Origin of the sequence: Aerococcus kribbianus, from assembly GCF_026805545.1 — a bacterium.
Classification (GTDB): Bacteria; Bacillota; Bacilli; order Lactobacillales; family Aerococcaceae; genus Aerococcus; species Aerococcus kribbianus.
The window spans coordinates 41,996-60,801 of the sequence record NZ_JAPRFR010000001.1 but is presented as its reverse complement, the minus strand read 5'-3'; the positions used below and the strand labels follow the sequence as shown (position 1 = coordinate 60,801).

The following is an 18,806-nucleotide window of genomic DNA, read 5'->3' as shown; positions in this document are numbered from 1 at the left end:
TTTCACACAAAAACTCAATTTACACTATAGTAAAAAAGACCTCTATTTGCAAGTTTTTCCCTTTATTCATCGTATTCTCCAGCCAACACAGCATCAATAATTTCCCATGCTTCTTCGCGACCTTCTTTAGTCTCGGCGGAGAACGGTAAAATCTGATCAATACTTTCCAAATCTAAGCCCTTATAAATAGCTGATAGGTGTTTGTTCCATTGGCTTTTTTTGACTTTGTCTGTTTTTGTCGCAATAACAAAGTAAGGAATATTGTAGTGGTCAAAAAAAGCTTTCATGGCTTGGTCATCCTTGCTCGGATCATGGCGGAAATCAACAATCAGTAAGGCTAAGGTCAAATTCGACCGCCCGGAAAAATAGCTTTCTAACATTTGGGCCCATTTGGCTTTTTCAGTTTTGCTAACCTTAGCATAACCATAGCCAGGAACATCCACCAAGTAAAACCAATCTTCTACTTGATAGTAGTTTAGTTGTTGGGTTTTACCTGGTTTTGATGAGGTGCGGGCAATTTTCTTACGATTCACCATGGTATTGATAAAGGATGATTTACCTACATTTGACCGTCCTGCCAAAGCAATTTCGGGTAAATTGGGTTCGGGATATTGTTGGGGAGAAACGGCAGAAATTAGAAATTCAACATTTTGAATATGCATGACTGGCCTCCTTTTACTGTCTGAAGCGATTGCATAAAGACTGATGAAGCTGGGGCCACCCCCAGCTTCAATACTCGTAATGACTTTAACATCACTTATTTTTCACTTAATCAATTGCGATATCGAGCAATTAAGCGATTTTCTCGCCATCCTGGTCAAGTAAATTAGGTGCTTGACTCTCGTTAACGACTTCTTCGGTAATAATTACCTTAGAAACGTCTTCACGCTCAGGAATTTCAAACATGATATCTAACATCGATTCCTCAATAATTGAGCGTAAACCACGAGCGCCAGTTTTACAGTCTAAAGCCTTTTGTGCAATGGCTTCTAAGGCAGTTTCAGTGAATTCCAATTCCACATCATCCATGGCTAAGAGTTCTTGATATTGTTTTACCAAGGCATTCTTAGGTTTTGTTAGGATGTGAACAAGGTCATCCTTAGTTAATTTATTTAGGTTTGCCATTACTGGTAAACGGCCAATAAATTCAGGAATTAGACCATAAGATTGTAAGTCTTGCGGAATCACCTGACTCAAAATGGCATCTTGATCATCGAATTGACGATTGCTAGCTTTTTGGCCAAAACCAATGACCCGTTCACCTAGACGTTCCTTGATAATGTCTTCAATACCATCGAAGGCCCCACCGACGATAAAGAGAATATTTGCCGTATTTAATTGAATAAATTCTTGGTGAGGATGTTTACGTCCCCCTTGAGGAGGAATATTGGCTTCCGTTCCTTCTAATATTTTGAGGAGGGCTTGTTGGACCCCTTCACCACTAACATCACGGGTAATAGAAACATTCTCAGACTTACGAGCAATCTTATCAATTTCATCAACGTAAATAATGCCTCGTTGAGCTCGTTCCACATCATAATCTGCAGCTTGCATCAATTTCACTAAAATATTTTCAACGTCTTCCCCGACATAACCTGCTTCGGTTAAGGTTGTGGCATCTGCAATAGCAAATGGGACATCAATAATTTTAGCTAATGTTTGGGCTAAGTAAGTCTTACCTGACCCGGTCGGCCCTAGTAAGAGAATATTCGATTTTTGAAGTTCCACCTGGTCATCGCTTTCCTTATTAAGGTTAGCGTTTACTCGTTTGTAATGGTTGTAGACCGCTACTGAAAGCGACCGTTTAGCCATATCTTGACCAATGACATAATCATTTAAAATGCGATGAATTTCCGTTGGTTTAGGGGGCTCCACCATTTCATGGCTCCCACCTGCATCAGCAGAAATCTCTTCATTGATAATTTCTTGGCATAAGGCTACACACTCATTACAGATATAGACGTCAGGACCAGCGATTATCTTTTCCACTTGATCTTGTGACTTCCCACAGAAAGAACAGTGGATAGTATTATTTTCATCATTGTACATAGGTCCAATCTCCTTTCATCATGTCACCTTATTCTCACAAAAAGAGAACTTGAAGTCAATTCTAATACTTCAAGTTCTCTGTAAAGCAATCATTTGTGCCAATTATTTGCGGTACAAGGTCTATCTTATACTTCCTTAGCAGATTCAGTAATCACTTCCATGGCTTTCTTCAAGGCAATATCGTTTTTAAGCATATCTTCAGTTATGATATTGCGGACTTGGTCAGCATCCATGTTATAGTTATCCGCCAATGATTGAATTTCGTTTTCAACGTCTTCATCACTTGCTTCGATTTCTTCGTCTTTAACGATTTGTTCAAGAATCAAGTTAGTTTTCACACGTACGTCCGCATCTTCTTCAAATTGTTTGTGAAGGTCTGCTTCGCTAGTTCCAGTGATTTGGTAGTAAAGTTCTGGTGAAATGCCTTGGCGTTGCATTTCGTTAAGGTAGTGATCCATTTGACGGTGAACTTCTTCATGCACCATAGCATGTGGTAAGTCATCGATTTCAGCATTTTCTACCGCTTGACGAAGAGCTTCTTCTTCCATTGCTTCATCCGCTTGTTTGTTTTTCGCTTCTTCTAATTCTTTGCGGTATTTAGCTGTTAATTCATCAAGTGTGTCAACCTCTTCGTCAACATCTTTAGCAAATTCATCGTCCAATTCAGGGACTTCTTTAGCTTTGACTTCATGAACAGTAACCTTGAAGATAGCATCTTGACCAGCTAAGTCTTCTGCTTGGTAATCTTCTGGGAAGGTCACCTTAACTTCAACTTCATCGTCTTCTTTAGCACCAATTAATTGGTCTTCAAAACCTGGGATGAAGGAATCAGAACCTAATTCAAGTGAGTGGTTTTGGCCTGCGCCACCTTCAAAGGCTTCGCCATCTTTAAACCCTTCAAAGTCGATAACGACAGTGTCACCTTTTTCAGCTGGTCCTTCTTTTAGGACAAGTTCACTTAATTTATTTTGGGCAGCAGCTAAACGTTGGTCCACTTCTTCGTCAGTGACTTCACGGTCTTGTTTGCTAACTTCTAGGTCTTTAAATTGACCTAATTTAACAGCTGGTTTAGTGGCGACTTTGGCTTGAACTTCCCAGTCTTTACCTTTTTCGATTGAGTCAACATCAAATTGTGGTTGTGTGACAACGTCTAAGCCAGCTTCTTCCACTGCTTTTGGATATTCACTAGGTAATAGAATATTTAAGGCATCTTCATAAAGGCTAGCTTCACCGTACATTTGTGTAAACATTTTGTAGTTTACTTTCCCTTTACGGAATCCTGGAATGGATACGTCTTTTTGGATCCGTTTATAGGCTTGTTGCATCGCTTTGACAGCGTCTTCATGCGCGATGGTAAAGTGTAAAACACCTTCATTAGTACTGGTTTTTTCATAATTTACAGTCATCTATATTCCCCTAACTTCTATTAGTATTAAATCTTCTGAGATTATTATCGAACAATCTCCACATTTTGACATAATACACTATTTCCCAAGGATTGTCTAGCTTAAGACCAGAAAAGACTAGTAGGACAAGCAGATTTCTTACATTTATATTAAGTTTATTGGCAAAGCGTTAGCTATGGCTTATAATTTTGATATAATAAAGTGATTTTGAAAGGAGGCTATTTATGCGCTATCCCAATGGTCAATCCTTTACCGGCCTGCCCCACAGAAGAAATAAACGCCCCAAAAAGACCGTTTATGGTAAACGTGGTATGCGCCTGGAGGAAATGTTGAACCAATCAAATGCCTATTATCGGGAGCACGGCATTGCGATCATTCATAAAAAACCTACCCCTATTCAGGTGGTTAAAGTCGACTACCCTAAACGTAGCCGCGCAGTGATTAAAGAAGCCTATTACCGACAAGCCTCCACGACCGATTATAATGGCGTCTATCGGAGCTATTATATTGATTTTGAAGCCAAGCAAACAGACCTGAAACAACATTTCCCCTTACAAAATATTCATGACCACCAAATTTCTCATATGCAGGCTTGTTATGATCAAGGTGGCATTTGTTTTCTGGTCATCCATTTCAAGCAACTGGCACTTAGCTACCTCTATCCTTTTGAAGCCCTAATAGAGGATTGGCAGGCTTATCAAAGTAAGGAAAGTAACAAGATACCTTTAGAACGCATCAAGTCTTTAGCCTACCCCATCCAATCGGGCTATATGCCTGCTTTGGATTATATTTCGGCTCTCGATGCTTATATTAACAATTTAGAGAAAGAAGTGAAATAAGTGAGTCAGCGTCGTAGCAACCAACGCAATGATAAGAAAAACAAATTTGACGGCATGCCCCTATGGCAGAAAATCGTTTTAGCTATTGGTGGTATCATCCTAATGCTTGGCCTTATTGTCGGAGGTGTGGGGATTTATTGGATTTCAACCGCACCCGACCTTGGCGAAAAAGACCTAACAGGATCAATTGCCTCTACCATTTATGATGCCAATGGAAATTCGGTTTATGAAACCTCAGCCAATGAACGGATTATCGTTGATGAATCGGACATTTCCCAACAAACCTTCGATGCCGTAACATCAATTGAAGATAGACGTTTCTTAAAACACAATGGTTTTGACCTACGTCGAATTATAGGATCTGCTCTTGCCAACTTAAGAGCAGGAGGCATTTCTCAAGGTGGGTCTACTCTTACCCAGCAGTTAGTCAAACTTTCCGTTTTCTCTACCAATGAAGAAGACCAAACTTATAAACGTAAGGTCCAAGAAATTTGGTTGGCCTACCAATTGGAAAACAAAATTAATAAACAAGAAATTTTTGAATACTACATTAATAAGGTTTATATGTCCAATGGTGTTTATGGTATGGGAACAGCAGCAGAAATTTACTATGGTCGCCCTCTGAACGAGCTCAACTTGGCTGAAACGGCTCTCTTAGCGGGTATGCCCCAAGCCCCTAACACTTATGACCCTTATCAAAACCCTGAACAAGCCAAAGAACGACGCGATGATGTTCTCTACGCCATGTTGGAAAATGACAAAATTAGTCAAGAAGAATATGACCAAGCGGTTAATACACCCGTCGATGAAGGCTTGCTCTCATTAGAAGAACACCAACAAACAGAAAACGCCAATGATCTTATGCTAGATGCCTATGTCCAACAAGTCGCTGATGAAGTCAAAGCAGAAGGTTATGATATTTTCACTGATGGTTTATCGATTTATACACATTTAGACACCCAGGCCCAGTCGCATATTTTTAATACGATTCAAGATAACGAAGGGGCTTACTTCCCGGATGAACGCATGCAAGCTGCTGCTTCTGTATTAGACACAGAGACTGGCCATATCGTGGCCTTAGTGGGTGGACGCCAATACGAGGACCGCCTGAGCCTAAACCGCGCCAGCAACTTGGAACGGAGTGTAGGTTCTAGTATCAAGCCGTTCTCATCTTATGGCCCTGCCATTGAATATCTCAATTATTCAACTGATTCTTCAATTGTTGACGAAAAACACGAATATTCTTCTGGTATGGAAATCTATAACTGGGACCGTCGTTACCAAGGAATGTTGACTTTACGTCAAGCTCTTGCTGGTTCACGTAATGTACCTGCTCTTAAATTGATTCAAAACCTTGAAAAGGAAGTTGGCATAGAAAAAGTCGATGAATTCCTAAAAAATGTTGGTATCCAAGTCAACAATGGCGAAGGTGTCTATGAATCCAATGCCCTAGGTGGTGAAGCCACTCCCCTGGCCCTTTCCGCTGCCTATGCCACTTTAGGTAATTATGGCCAATACAATGAACCAAAAGCAGTCGATTACTTTGTAAACCCTGATGGTCAAGAGATTTCTGTGAGTGGAGAATCCCGTCAAGCTATGGCAGACTCAACCGCTTATATGTTGACTGACATGCTAAAAGACTCCTTCACTGATCGTGAGAAAGGCCTGCTCACTGCTTACCACACTTCTGGTTTAAATGAAGCGGGTAAATCAGGGACGACTAACTATTCTGAAGAACAAATGGCTCAACTTGGGCTTCCAGATGAAGCCGTTCCTGATACTTGGATGTCAGGTTATACGACAGATTATTCTGTATCTATTTGGACCGGTTATGATAATCCAACGTCTACTGATGAAAAAGGCTATTTAATTGGTAATGACCGGAATGTTGCCAACCAACTCTATCAAAACTTTATGTCTTACTTTGCCGGCCAAAGTGAAAACGCCGACTGGCAACAACCCGAATCAGTCCATGAAATTGCTTTAGAATTTGGTGCGGTTCCAACGAAATTTGCCACTTCTTCAACACCAAGCTCACGGCGGATTAACGGTTTAGCTAATGATGCGCTTTACGATGATTATGTTAATAATCGTCAACAAAAGGTGACTCAAGAAGCACCGCCTGTTAGCTCATTTCGCTCCTCTAGCTCTGAAGTCAGCTCCAGCGTGGGAAGAGAGAGCGAATACTCTTCTTATTCTGAATCAGAAAGCGAAAGTACTGTAGAGGAAGAATCTACCAGCGAAGAGGACAATCAAGAAGCGGAAGAAAGCACGGAAGTGGAACCAGAGGAAGAAACTGGCAGCACAGAAGAAGCTCCTCCTTCCTCTGCTGCTTCAAGCAGTCAAAGTACTGCCCCTAGTGGCCGTAGTCGTACGCGTAATGAAGACGAAGCGGCCTAATGAAAAAAGCGTTTGGGTATAATTTCCCAAGCGCTTTTTATATAATGAAATAAAACATGCTAGTGAGGAGATTCTATGACTTACCAAACCCTGACCCATATCCCGTCAGCCATGACCCAACGCCCTTATATTCCGACTTATTTATGGGATAATCCCCATGCCAAAGCTATCGTTCACATTGTACATGGTATGTCTGAACACGCCCAACGTTATGAAAAAATCGCTAATTATCTGCAAAAAAACGGTTACCTCGTTGTTGCCCACGACCATATTAGCCATGGTCCCTTAGCCAAGGAGCACAACCGTTTAGGCTATTTCGGTAGCAATAATGCGAGTTATTTCTTAGTAGAAGACATGCATCATGTCTATGCTGAAATCCACAATCAATATCCCGATTTGCCCTACTTTATGCTAAGTCATTCGATGGGGGCTTATCTGACACGAATTTATATGCAGACTTATAGTCAAGAATTAGCCGGTGTCTTACTCAGCGGCACTAATGCCTATACCCCACTATCGCTTCTAGGGGTCGGTTTATCGCCAATTTTAAATGATTTTCGGCCTGATACTTATAATTACACCATCCATCGCCAGCTCTTTCAAACCGGTTTACCTGATACCTCTACTAACAGCAATAAATTAATGAATTTATGGACGAAACCTAGTCCCGAGCAAACAGTCGATTGGCCCTTGATTGGTTTTGTCTTTACTAATAATGGCTTTGCTGAATTGATAAAGATTGTTCACCAAGCCACTCGTCCAGGTTGGCTACGTACTGTCGATCCCAACTTACCGATAGCGATTTTTACTGGTCGCAATGATCCCTTGGTCAACAAAGGCAAAGAAACAGCAAAATTAGCTAAAAGTTTTGCCCGTCATCAGTTTGCTGATGTTAGCTTCTATACCTTTGAAAATCGTGGCCATGAAATTTATATGTATGGTGGCACGGACATTGTTTTCAACTATACCAAAGAATGGCTAGACCGGCAGTTAAATAAAAACACAGCTCGCAAAAACTAATTACACAATTAAAACTCCCCTAGAGTTAATACTTAAAACAGTACTCAACTCTAGGGGAGTTTTAGCAATTTACCTAAGATCTGATGCAAGCAACTATTGGGCTGACCAGTCGATTGGTTCAAGACCTAGACTCTCTAAAAAGGCATTCGTTTTAGAGAAAGGCTTGGAGCCAAAAAAACCACGGTAGGCTGATAAGGGGCTTGGGTGTGGTGCTTGAAGTAAGAGATGTTTATTAGTGTCGAGGAATCTGCCCTTCTTTTGCGCCTGCTTGCCCCAAAGGATAAAGACAAGGGGCGACTCTTTTTCATTAACTGCTGCTAATACCGCATCGGTTAATGATTGCCAACCATAATTTTGATGAGAATTGGCCTGATGGGCTTCCACCGTTAAGGTGGTGTTTAGTAACAAGACTCCTTGTTGAGCCCAATCCGTCAGATCGCCCGAATTCCGTTCGATTCCGAGGTCGTCAGCCAATTCCTGATAAATATTTCTCAAGGAAGGTGGAAGTTTGACGCCTGGATTCACGGAAAAGCTTAACCCATTGGCTTGGTTGGGACCATGATAAGGATCTTGACCTAGAATAACCACCTTTATTTGCTTATAATCGACTAGGTTTAAAGCACGGAAAATATGTTCAGGCGCTGGATACACGATTTTATTTTGATAGGCTTGGGCGACTTGCTTTGTTAAGTTTTTGTAAACATCACTAGCTATAAATGGGGCCAAGATGCTTTGCCATTGCTTGTTTAAATACAGTTTCAAAAAATCCATAATGCTTTCCTTTCTAAAACAGAGAATTAAATTATCCGTTTCCCTAGTGAGATACTTACTTCTTATGATAAACTTTACTTATTAAAAGATAAAGGAGTATGACCATGCTTGAACTGATTGTTTCTGATATGGATGGTACCTTGCTTGATTCTAATATTCAAGTTCATCCTGATAACATCCAAGCCATTATGGATACCTATGCCCAAGGAATTCCCTTCCTTGTTTGCACGGGGCGTAATTTTACGGAAGCTAAATTCTTGCTTGAACAAGCCGGCTTACGTTGTCCAATCATTGGCCTTAATGGCGCCATTTTATTCGACCGTGAAGGGAATGTCGAATACGAAGTGGGTTTACCTAATGACGTTGCCATGGAAATTATCCGGATTGGTGAAGAGAAAAACTATTATATGGAGGCAATGACCTCTAAAAATGTTTATTCAAGCTCCAAGGCTGACCGCATTGTTGCCATTACTGAACTCATTCACCAAACCAATCCCGGCCTTTCCTATGAAGAATGCCAACAGCGGGCCACCCAATCTAACGAAGTAAAATCTATTGACTATCGTGATAACCTCGCTGATTTGATTACAGAAGAAAACCAACAAATTTTAAAAATCACCTTCCTTCATCCCGAAGGCCAAAAAGTGCTCAAAGCTTTTGGCCAAGAATTAGATGACAAACTGCCAGGTATTTATGTTACTAGTTCCTTCTCAAGTAACATTGAAATTTCGCATGAACGTGCAACTAAGGGTGAAGCTGTCCTTGCCTATTGTCGTGAACATGGCTACAATCCGAAAAACATCCTAACTGTTGGTGATAACTACAATGACATCACTATGTTAGAAGTGGCTGGATACAGTTTCGCCATGGGCAATGCTGAAGATGAAGTTAAAGCTAGCGCCAAGTATGAAACTGATACCAATTACAATGGTGGTGTGGCCAAAGCGATTCAAAAAGCTCTTAACCTTAGTAGTCAAGATTAGGAAGGAAGCATCATGAAAGAAAGAATAGGTTTAATTGACATCGGGTCTAACTCGATTCGTCTGGTGGTCTTTCAAATTGAGAATAATTTGAGTTTCAAAGAAATTCAAAACATCAAGATGCCAGCCCGAATTTATCAATATATCGATGATGATAATGTCATGAGCCAAGAAGGAATCGATGTTTTAGTACATGTGATGAAAGCATTCGCTAAAGAATCAGAAATCCTCAAAGCCGATTGCATCATACCCAAGGCCACTGCTGCTATTCGCCAGTCCAAAAATCAACAAGAAATTTTGCAAGCAGTGAAAGTAGCCACCGACATCAGTATTGACATTGTGCCCGAGGAGATGGAAGCTTTTTATGGCTTTAATGCGATTATCCATTCCATGGCCTACCGGGACGGTGTCTCTGTGGATATCGGTGGGGGATCTACTGAAATCACTTATTTCAAGGACAAGAAAATTGTGGCCTCCCATTCCTTTGACTTCGGAGCAGTCTCATTAACAGAAAAATTTTTCAAAAAAGGAGACAATACCGATAAAAAGGCTCTTGAAAAAACCCGTGAATTTGTCCGTAAAGCCTTCAAGGACAATGATTTTATGAAGGGAGTAGACCTACCCGTCATTGCCATCGGTGGCTCTGCTCGTAACGTTGCCCGGGTCCATCAAATGGAAAATGATTATACCCTAGCTGGCCTCCACAATTATGAAATGTCTCTTGAGGATGTGGACCAAGTTTTCGACTTGTTCTCCAGCACTAGTGTCAAAGACCTCAAAAAATTAGATGGCTTAAGTTCTGAACGGGCTGATATTATTACACCAGCTGTGATTGTTTTCCAAGAACTCTTAGCCATAGTGGAAGCACCAAACTTTATTTTTAGCCAACGAGGCTTACGAGAAGGGATTCTCTATGAATACATGGAAAATAAATACCCCGATGCCTTCGATATTGACCATGTTGCCAATCAGACTGTCGAGCGGCTAACTGGGGCTTATAACTTCTCAATGTCAGATGGGGCACAGCGGATGATGAACGCTAAAAAAGTGTATAATGCCCTCCATGAAGCCGGCTATTTAGATTATAATGAACATGAGTTAGAACTACTCGCATTTGGGGCCTACTTATATTACATTGGAGATATTATTGAACCAGGTAATGCATCACAACACACTTACTATATGTTATCCAATTCTAACTTAAATGGATTTACTCATAAGGAACGTGTGGCACTGAGCATTTTAGCAAGTTACAAGAATAGAACCTTATTCAAAGACTACTTGCATAATTTTGGGGACTGGTTCTCAGATAAAAACAGTGATCTTCTCCAAGCCATGGGAGGACTGATAAAATTTTCTGAATGCTTAAATGATTCCCACTCTAACATCGTCAAAACCATTGATATCGTTAAGAAAAATGACCAATTAATCTTGCGAATATTCTATACTGGTACTTTGATTTCTGAAATTCACCGTTCCGAAAGTCAAAAGAAACACGTCGAACGTATTATTGACGAAGATATTACTGTGGAATTTATTAACCAAGCATCTTATAAACAAATCATATAGGCCTAAACCAAACAAAGAAAGGACTGTTCTCAGTGACGACTGAAATAAAAAAAGATTATGATAACCCCAAATATTATGATAACCGTGAAGTGTCTTGGCTCGGATTCAACTACCGGGTCTTGCAAGAAGCTGCTGACAAGCGTAATCCTTTGCTTGAACGTCTAGGCTTCTTGGCCATTGGCTCTTCCAACCTCGACGAATTCATGATGGTACGTGTGGCTGGTCTACAAGACCAACACTACCTCGGCGAAAATATCGTTGACAGCAAGAAACAATGGACACCTGACCAACAATTAGATGCCATCGCTGAGAAAAACAAGGAAAATGTGGTTTACCAATATGAGCTTTATGATCAAGTCGTTGCTGAATGTCGGGACCAAGGCATTTACTTTATCTCCATTGATCAAGTTCATGACGAGGAACAGGAAAATATTAAGCAGTTCTATAATGAGTCTGTGTTTCCTACCCTCACACCTCTAGGGGTTGATGCCTACCGTCCTTTCCCTAATCTTAACAACAAGGTACTTCATCTTTTTGTTAATTTACAACGTGAAGATGAACAACAAATTGCCATCGTCCCTATTCCGCCATTGGTCAACCGTTACTACCACTACCAATGTAAGAATAAACACTTCTTGGTGCCTGTCGAGGAGATTATTCAATATCATATTTCTGGTATGTTTGCTGGTTACACCATTACTTCTTCTTTCTTCTTCCGCGTGACGCGTAATGCTGACCTAGATATTCATGAAGAAGGTGCTGAAGACCTATTAGCGGTGATTGAAGATTACTTAATTAAACGCCGTAATGGACGTGCAGTACGACTAGAAGTAGATATTCGTAGCGAAGATACTGATGGTTTAGCCCATGATATCGATTACTTGATGCGGCAATTAGATTTAGAGGACCGTGACCTTTACCTCATCGATGGCCCTCTGGACCTAACTGGCTTAAATGCAGCCCGTGATGCCGTTGAGGCCTATTATCCAGAACTAGTTTTTGAGAAGTTTTCTCCCGTTTATCCTCGGGAACTTCAAGGCAGCGACGTCTTTAAGGCGTCAGAGCACAAGGATGTCTTTTTCCACCATCCTTATGATTCCTTTAAACCGATTGTACAATTTATTGCGGATGCCGCCAATGACCCTGACACGGTTGCTATCAAGCAAACTCTTTACCGGGTGTCCAATAATTCGCCTATCATTCATGCGCTTAAAACTGCTGCTGAACATGGCAAGCAAGTCACCGTTTTAGTGGAATTAAAGGCGCGTTTTGATGAAGAAAACAATGTCCAATGGGCCAAAGTATTAGAAGAAGCTGGGTGTCATGTCATTTATGGAAAAACCCACCTCAAAACCCACTCAAAAATTGCTATGGTCATGAAACAAAAAAATGGCAAGCTTACCCGCTACGTTCACCTAGGTACGGGGAACTACAATGACAAAACGGCGCGTATCTATACCGACATGGGTGTAATCACGACTGACGAAGCTATCGGACAAGATGCCACTGATTTCTTCAATTACTTAAGTGGGTATTCTGACCAACCCCACTATAAGCATCTTCATGTGTCACCTTTTGATATTCGAGATACTTATATGGAAGATATCGACCAAGAAATCGAGCAGCACAAGGAACATGGTAATGGTCACATTATTGCTAAGATGAACTCCTTGACTTCAAAACCTGTCATCAAGAAACTTTATGAAGCCAGTCAAGCAGGAGTGAAAGTTGACCTCATTATTAGGGGCATTTGTTGTTTGAACCCTGGTATTCCTGGTCTCAGTGACAATATTCGTGTGATTTCTATTGTGGGCCGTTTCTTAGAACATAGCCGGATTTATTGGTTCAATAATAATGGTGAGGAAAAACTCTTCCTATCCTCTGCCGATATGATGACTCGGAATATGATTAAACGAGTAGAGATTGAATTCCCAATTCTCGATGCCAATATCCGCAGTGAATTAAAGGAAATTCTCAAAATCTACCTAGACGATAATACGAAGGCTCGTTATAAATTACCAGATTCCAATTATGATTACGTCACCAACGATCAGGCACCAGTCAACGCTCAAATGGTCTTTATGGCCAAGGCAGAGGCTGAAAAATCGTCCATTCGCCATGCCAAACAAAATTCTGAAAACTGGTTTAGCCGGATTCAAAATCGAATCTTACAACGCCGTCGCAAATAGTTAAACTTACTGCCTTAGAAAGCAAATTGCCCTTGCTTCTAGGGCAGTTGTCATGTCATAATGACTCTATTGTATAATAATGCATGATGCAGAAAGAGGAATTCAATGCTAACTGTCAATGATGTAAGTTTACATTTTTCTGATCGTAAACTCTACGATAATGTTAATATCGCCTTTACCCCAGGAAATTGTTACGGTATTATCGGTGCCAATGGTGCTGGGAAATCGACCTTTTTAAATATTCTATCCGGAAAAATCGCCCCATCTAGTGGTAACGTCAGCAAGGATCCTGACGAACGCTTATCTGTTTTAAGCCAAGACCACTTTGGTTTTGAAGACTATAGCGTGATGGACACAGTAATTATGGGGAATCGGCGTCTCTACGAAATCAAAAATGAAAAAGATGCCATTTATGCCAAAGAATCCTTCACTGAAGAAGATGGAATCAAAGCCGGTGAACTAGAAGCTGAATTTGCGGAACTCAATGGCTGGGAAGCTGAATCTGAAGCCGCCCAGCTCCTTAAAGGCTTGGATATCACCGAAGAGCTTCACTATGCTAAAATGTCAGAACTGCGCGAAAAGGATAAGGTAAAAGTCTTACTGGCACAAGCCTTATTCGGAAACCCTGACATTCTACTTTTGGATGAGCCTACAAACGGTTTGGATTCGCAAGCGATTGAATGGCTAGCTGAATACTTGATTGACTTCCCTAATACAGTTATCGTGGTCTCTCATGACCGTTACTTTTTAAATAAGGTCTGTACCCATATCTGTGATGTTGACTTTGGAAAAATTCAATTATATGTCGGTAATTATGATTTCTGGAAGCAATCTTCTGAATTAGCGGCTAAACTCCAAGCAGACGCCAACGCTAAGAAAGAAGAAAAAATCAAAGAACTTCAAGACTTCATCGCTCGTTTCTCAGCCAACGCTTCTAAGTCTAAGCAAGCCACTTCACGGAAGAAAATGTTAGATAAAATCGAACTCGACGATATCCGTCCATCTAGTCGTAAATACCCTTATGTTGGATTTGACGCTGACCGAGAAATTGGGAATGATGTTTTAACGGTGGAAAATCTTTCCAAAACCATTGATGGGGTGAAGGTATTAGACAATATTACCTTTACTATTCGTCCACATGAAAAAGTCGCTTTCTTAAGCCGTAACGATATTGCTACTACTACCTTGTTTAAAATTATTACTGGTGAATTAGAAGCTGATTCAGGGTCCTACAAATGGGGAGTGACGACTAGCCAAGCCTATTTGGCCCGGGATAATTCTGCTGAATTCCAAGATAGTAATCTGTCTATCTTAGAATGGTTGCGCCAATATGCCCCACCTGAAGAACAAGACAATACCTTCTTACGTAGTTTCCTAGGACGGATGCTCTTCACGGGTGAAGATGTGAATAAAAATGTTTCTGTCCTATCTGGAGGAGAAAAAGTTCGTTGTATGCTATCTAAAATGATGCTTTCAGGAGCGAATGTGTTAATTCTTGATGACCCAACCAACCACTTAGACTTGGAATCCATTTCAAGCCTTAATGATGGCCTCATCAAGTTCAAAGAAGTGGTTCTCTTCAGTTCTCATGACCGTGAATTTATTGATACCATCGCTAACCGCATTATCCATGTAAGTCCGAATGGTTTAGTCGATCGGATGGAAACCACTTATAGTAACTATCTAAATGACAATGATGTCCAAAAACGGGTAGCCAATTTGTATATTAACTAGGTAATATTTACAAAAATTTACATAAAATTTACATAAAATCAACAATTACCCAGTATAATACTAACTATAGGTAACTAAATAGTTACTGTTCTGGCCCCACAGAACATAAAATCGTGCACCTGCCCCCAACAGGTGCCTTTTTTTATCCCTAAAGTTATTGCATGATTATTTTTCCAAGCTTATAATAATATTTGCAACTATCATATAGAGAGGAAGGTTTTTATGAAATATATTTGGCAATATGTCAAAGAATTTAAAGGCTTACTTCTGCTATCCTTATTAGGAACCCTAGGATTTGTAGTGGTAACCTTAGGAATGCCGACCCTACTAGCTCAGCTTATTGATGATGTCATTCTTGGCGATGTCAATCGCTCGGTATGGCCTTATTTTATTATTATGGTAATTTTAGCAAGTATTGGTTTAGTTGGTCGACTTATTACATCTTATTCATCAAGTAAAATTGTAGCTAATATGACCATGAATATGCGTAATGATGCCTATGAAAAAATGCAAGATCTATCGCATCACGAGTTCCAAGAGTTAGGGGTTCCCTCTCTGACCACGCGAATCTCTAGTGATGCCTTTATTTTACTTCAGTTCACTGACATGATTATTAGGCAAGGATTCACCGCTCCTATGATGATTATTGTCAGTGTTATCATGATTATCACCACTTCTATAGAGCTTGGAGTCACGATTCTCCCCCTAGCCCCACTTATTGTTGTGGTGGTGTTACTGATTGCTCGTATCACCCTACCAATTTCAGAACGGCAACAAAAAAACTTGGACCGGATCAACCGAGTGCTTAGAGAATCAATTACTGGACTACGAGTTATTCGTGCCTTTAACCGGGAAGATTTCCAGGCTAATCGTTTCGCCCATGCTAATGATAACTACCGACAAGAGTCAACCAGTCTCTTCCGCTGGATGGCGGTCACACCTGCCCTTTTTTCTGTAGTGATTAACCTAGCAATTATTGCCATTATTTGGTTTGGTGCTGGTTTTATTGAGCGTCAAACCATGCAGGTTGGTACCGTGGTTGCCTTTATCGAATATGTTTTTCACGCTCTATTTTCATTAATGTTATTCGCTAATATCTTCATGATGTATCCGCGGGCCCAAGTTTCTGCTGGTCGTTTGCAAGAAGTTTTAGATACGAAAATTTCTATCAATGAAAAACCAGCGGACCAACAAATTCATGACTTTCCAGAGAGTGGTAGCCTAGAATTTCGGGATGTCGACTTTGCCTATCCTGATGCGGATAAACCAGTTTTACGAAATATCAATTTCAAAACCAAGGCCGGCGAAACTGTTGCCTTTATTGGATCAACAGGATCAGGAAAATCAACTATTGTTAAGTTGATTCCACGTTTCTACGATGTTAGCAAGGGACAAATTTTAGTGGATGGGGTTGATGTTCGTGATTACAATCTCAAGGAATTACGTAGCAAAATTGGTTATACCCCACAAAAAGCCTTATTATTTACTGGAGATATTTCCGATAACCTCCGCTTTGGTAAATTTGATGCTGATGAACAAGACATGGAACATGCCACTATTATTTCCCAAGCTCAAGAATTTATTTCCCGCTTAGAAAATCATTATCAAACCCATTTAGCTGAAGGTGGATCCAACCTATCTGGGGGTCAAAAACAACGTTTATCCATCGCACGTTCAATTATTGGTGGGCGTGAAATCTATATTTTCGATGATTCATTCTCAGCTCTAGACTATAAAACTGATGCAGCAGTGCGTAGCGCCTTACAAGAAGAAACTAAGAATGCCACTACCGTCATTGTGGCGCAAAGGGTGGGTACAATTATGCATGCCGACCAAATTATCGTGTTAGATGAAGGAGAAATTGCAGCAGTAGGTACCCACAAAGAGCTATTAGCTACTTCTCCTCTCTACCATGAAATTGCAGCATCTCAACTAAGTGAGGAGGAATTGAACCGATGAAATTAACCGATGTACTCCAACGGCTATGGTCTTATTTACGTGTTTATCGTGGCCAATTCATACTCTCTATTCTGGCAACTATCGTGCAAACCTTTGCTCAAGCCATTGAGCCTGTTATCTTAGGTTTAGCAATCACAGAACTATCAGCCAATGTGTTAGATATAGTGAATGGCGTTCCAGGTGCTGGAATTAATTACTCCTATATTGCCTGGGTTTGTGTGCTTTATTTTATACGTGGAATGGGCTTTCATGGTGGCCAATTCATCGGGCAGTATGCCTTAACTAATGTAGTCCAAAAATCCATGTATGATTTACGTAATGATATTTCCAACAAAGCCTCCCGCATTCCTGTATCTTATTTTGATGCCCATCAAACAGGCGATATCTTAGCGCGGATGACTAATGATGTGGATGCCATTACCAACGCCCTGCAACAATCCTTTATTCAATTATTAAATGCGGTTTTAGGGATTGCTTTTGCGATTACTATGATGCTAATCCTGGACTGGAAACTAGCCTTAATCCTTATTGTGACTATTCCAATTTCCTATTTTCTGGCCCAAATTATTCTCAAAAAATCGCAAACCGCTTTTCAACAACAAGCAGATGCCTTGGGTGACTTATTTGGTTATACTCAAGAGCAGTTATCAGGATTCACTGAGATTAAGGTTTATGGTAAACAAGAGGAATCCGTTTCTGTCTTCCGCGACAAAAACGCACGTTTACGAGACCATGGCTTCAAAGCCAGCTTCATTTCATCCTTGATGATGCCCATCTTAGGTTTTGTTTCTAATTTAGCTTATGCAGTGACCTCTGTTGTTGGTGTTTTAGCCGTACTAGCGGGACGCTTAACAGTTGGTAACTTACAAGCTTTTGTGCAATATGTTTGGCAAATCAACCAACCGATTCAAATGATCACCCAGTTATCCGGGGTTATCCAATCCGCCATTGCTGCTTCGGGACGGGTGTTTGAATTCTTGGACGAGGAAGAAGAATATCAAATGCCAGTAAGCAACACGCTTCCGGATAAGGTTGCCGGTGCCGTTGAATTTGACCATGTTCGTTTTGGTTATGATCCTCAAAACCCATTAATGACTGATATCTCCTTCTCAGTTAATCCTGGTGAAACAGTGGCAGTAGTTGGCCCTACTGGTGCGGGTAAGACCACCCTAATCAACCTCTTGATGCGTTTCTATGATGTAGATAGCGGGGCCATTAAGGTGGATGGCGTCGATATTAAAACGATTCCAAGATCTGAATTACGCAAACACTTTGGAATGGTTTTACAAGATGCTTGGCTTTACACTGACAATATCATGGAAAACTTACGTTTTGGTGACTTAGAGGCCAATGACTATGAAGTGATGGAAGCTGCTCAAGTGGCTAATGTCCACCACTTTATTCAAACGCTGCCTGGTGGTTATGATATGGAAATCAATGAAGAAGCCTCCAATATTTCCTTGGGACAAAAACAATTAATGACTATCGCTCGAGCTGTTCTCTCTGATCCTGATATTTTAATCTTAGATGAAGCAACTTCATCCGTTGATACACGTTTGGAGCAATTAATCCAAAGTGCTATGGATAATGTCATGGAGGGACGGACCAGTTTTGTGATTGCCCACCGTCTATCAACCATTAAAAATGCAGACATGATTTTAGTGATGCAAAATGGGAATATAATCGAGCACGGTAATCACGAGCAATTAATGGCCCAAGATGGCTTCTATGCCGACCTCTATAATTCTCAATTCCAAAAACAAGAGCAACCCGCTGATATTCATATGTCTTATTAAGAGATTATTATTAGCCCCAGCAAAAACACCGGCTACTTTTAGAACAGTAGCCGGTGTTTTTTGTTTACAATTATATTTGTTAATCTTTAAATGC

13 protein-coding genes are annotated in these 18,806 nt (G+C 40.6%); 9 read left to right on the top strand and 4 right to left on the bottom strand.

Annotated elements, in window-relative coordinates; genetic code table 11:
- Positions 1-62: 62 nt before the first annotated feature.
- From yihA to tig, 3 genes are all read right to left on the bottom strand, one after another.
- The gene (yihA, locus tag OW157_RS00390) at positions 63-662 is read right to left on the bottom strand and encodes a ribosome biogenesis GTP-binding protein YihA/YsxC (RefSeq protein WP_268751349.1); all 600 of its coding nucleotides are present in this window, start codon (positions 660-662) and stop codon (positions 63-65) included.
- Between the two features lie 130 nt (positions 663-792).
- Entirely contained in the window at positions 793-2,049 is a 1,257-nt protein-coding gene (clpX, locus tag OW157_RS00385) for an ATP-dependent Clp protease ATP-binding subunit ClpX (RefSeq protein ID WP_268751348.1), read from the bottom strand.
- Positions 2,050-2,174: 125 nt separating this feature from the next.
- Positions 2,175-3,455, bottom strand: coding sequence for a trigger factor (gene tig / locus OW157_RS00380; RefSeq protein ID WP_268751346.1), 1,281 nt, complete (start codon positions 3,453-3,455; stop codon positions 2,175-2,177).
- A 224-nt stretch (positions 3,456-3,679) separates the two neighbouring features.
- Here tig and recU point away from each other — a divergent pair, with 224 nt between their 5' ends.
- The 3 genes from recU (at position 3,680) to OW157_RS00365 (ending at position 7,714) form a co-directional block, all read left to right on the top strand.
- The gene (recU, locus tag OW157_RS00375) at positions 3,680-4,294 is read left to right on the top strand and encodes a Holliday junction resolvase RecU (protein WP_268751345.1); all 615 of its coding nucleotides are present in this window, start codon (positions 3,680-3,682) and stop codon (positions 4,292-4,294) included.
- Entirely contained in the window at positions 4,295-6,694 is a 2,400-nt protein-coding gene (locus OW157_RS00370) for a transglycosylase domain-containing protein (protein WP_268751344.1), read from the top strand.
- A 75-nt stretch (positions 6,695-6,769) separates the two neighbouring features.
- Positions 6,770-7,714, top strand: a complete 945-nt coding sequence (locus tag OW157_RS00365) for an alpha/beta fold hydrolase (RefSeq protein ID WP_268752760.1) — start codon at positions 6,770-6,772, stop codon at positions 7,712-7,714.
- A gap of 93 nt (positions 7,715-7,807) precedes the next feature.
- Here OW157_RS00365 and OW157_RS00360 read toward each other — a convergent pair whose 3' ends face one another.
- Positions 7,808-8,485, bottom strand: a complete 678-nt coding sequence (locus OW157_RS00360) for a uracil-DNA glycosylase (RefSeq protein ID WP_268751342.1) — start codon at positions 8,483-8,485, stop codon at positions 7,808-7,810.
- A gap of 104 nt (positions 8,486-8,589) precedes the next feature.
- On the opposite strand from OW157_RS00360, the gene OW157_RS00355 reads away from it, so the two are divergent.
- The 6 genes from OW157_RS00355 (at position 8,590) to OW157_RS00330 (ending at position 18,712) form a co-directional block, all read left to right on the top strand.
- Positions 8,590-9,468 (top strand): Cof-type HAD-IIB family hydrolase, encoded by an 879-nt coding sequence (locus OW157_RS00355; protein WP_268751341.1) that lies wholly within the window; start codon positions 8,590-8,592, stop codon positions 9,466-9,468.
- Positions 9,469-9,480: 12 nt separating this feature from the next.
- Positions 9,481-11,034, top strand: a complete 1,554-nt coding sequence (locus OW157_RS00350) for a Ppx/GppA family phosphatase (RefSeq protein WP_268751340.1) — start codon at positions 9,481-9,483, stop codon at positions 11,032-11,034.
- A gap of 32 nt (positions 11,035-11,066) precedes the next feature.
- On the top strand, positions 11,067-13,223 hold the full coding sequence (locus OW157_RS00345; protein WP_268751339.1) for an RNA degradosome polyphosphate kinase: 2,157 nt from the start codon (positions 11,067-11,069) through the stop codon (positions 13,221-13,223).
- A gap of 105 nt (positions 13,224-13,328) precedes the next feature.
- Positions 13,329-14,957: an ABC-F family ATP-binding cassette domain-containing protein gene (locus OW157_RS00340; RefSeq protein WP_268751338.1), complete on the top strand. Its 1,629-nt coding sequence runs from the start codon at positions 13,329-13,331 to the stop codon at positions 14,955-14,957.
- 222 nt (positions 14,958-15,179) lie between these two features.
- On the top strand, positions 15,180-16,916 hold the full coding sequence (locus OW157_RS00335) for an ABC transporter ATP-binding protein (RefSeq protein ID WP_268751337.1): 1,737 nt from the start codon (positions 15,180-15,182) through the stop codon (positions 16,914-16,916).
- On the top strand, positions 16,913-18,712 hold the full coding sequence (locus OW157_RS00330) for an ABC transporter ATP-binding protein (protein ID WP_268751336.1): 1,800 nt from the start codon (positions 16,913-16,915) through the stop codon (positions 18,710-18,712). Before OW157_RS00335 ends, OW157_RS00330 begins: the two co-directional genes overlap by 4 nt.
- The last annotated feature ends 94 nt before the right edge of the window (positions 18,713-18,806 follow it).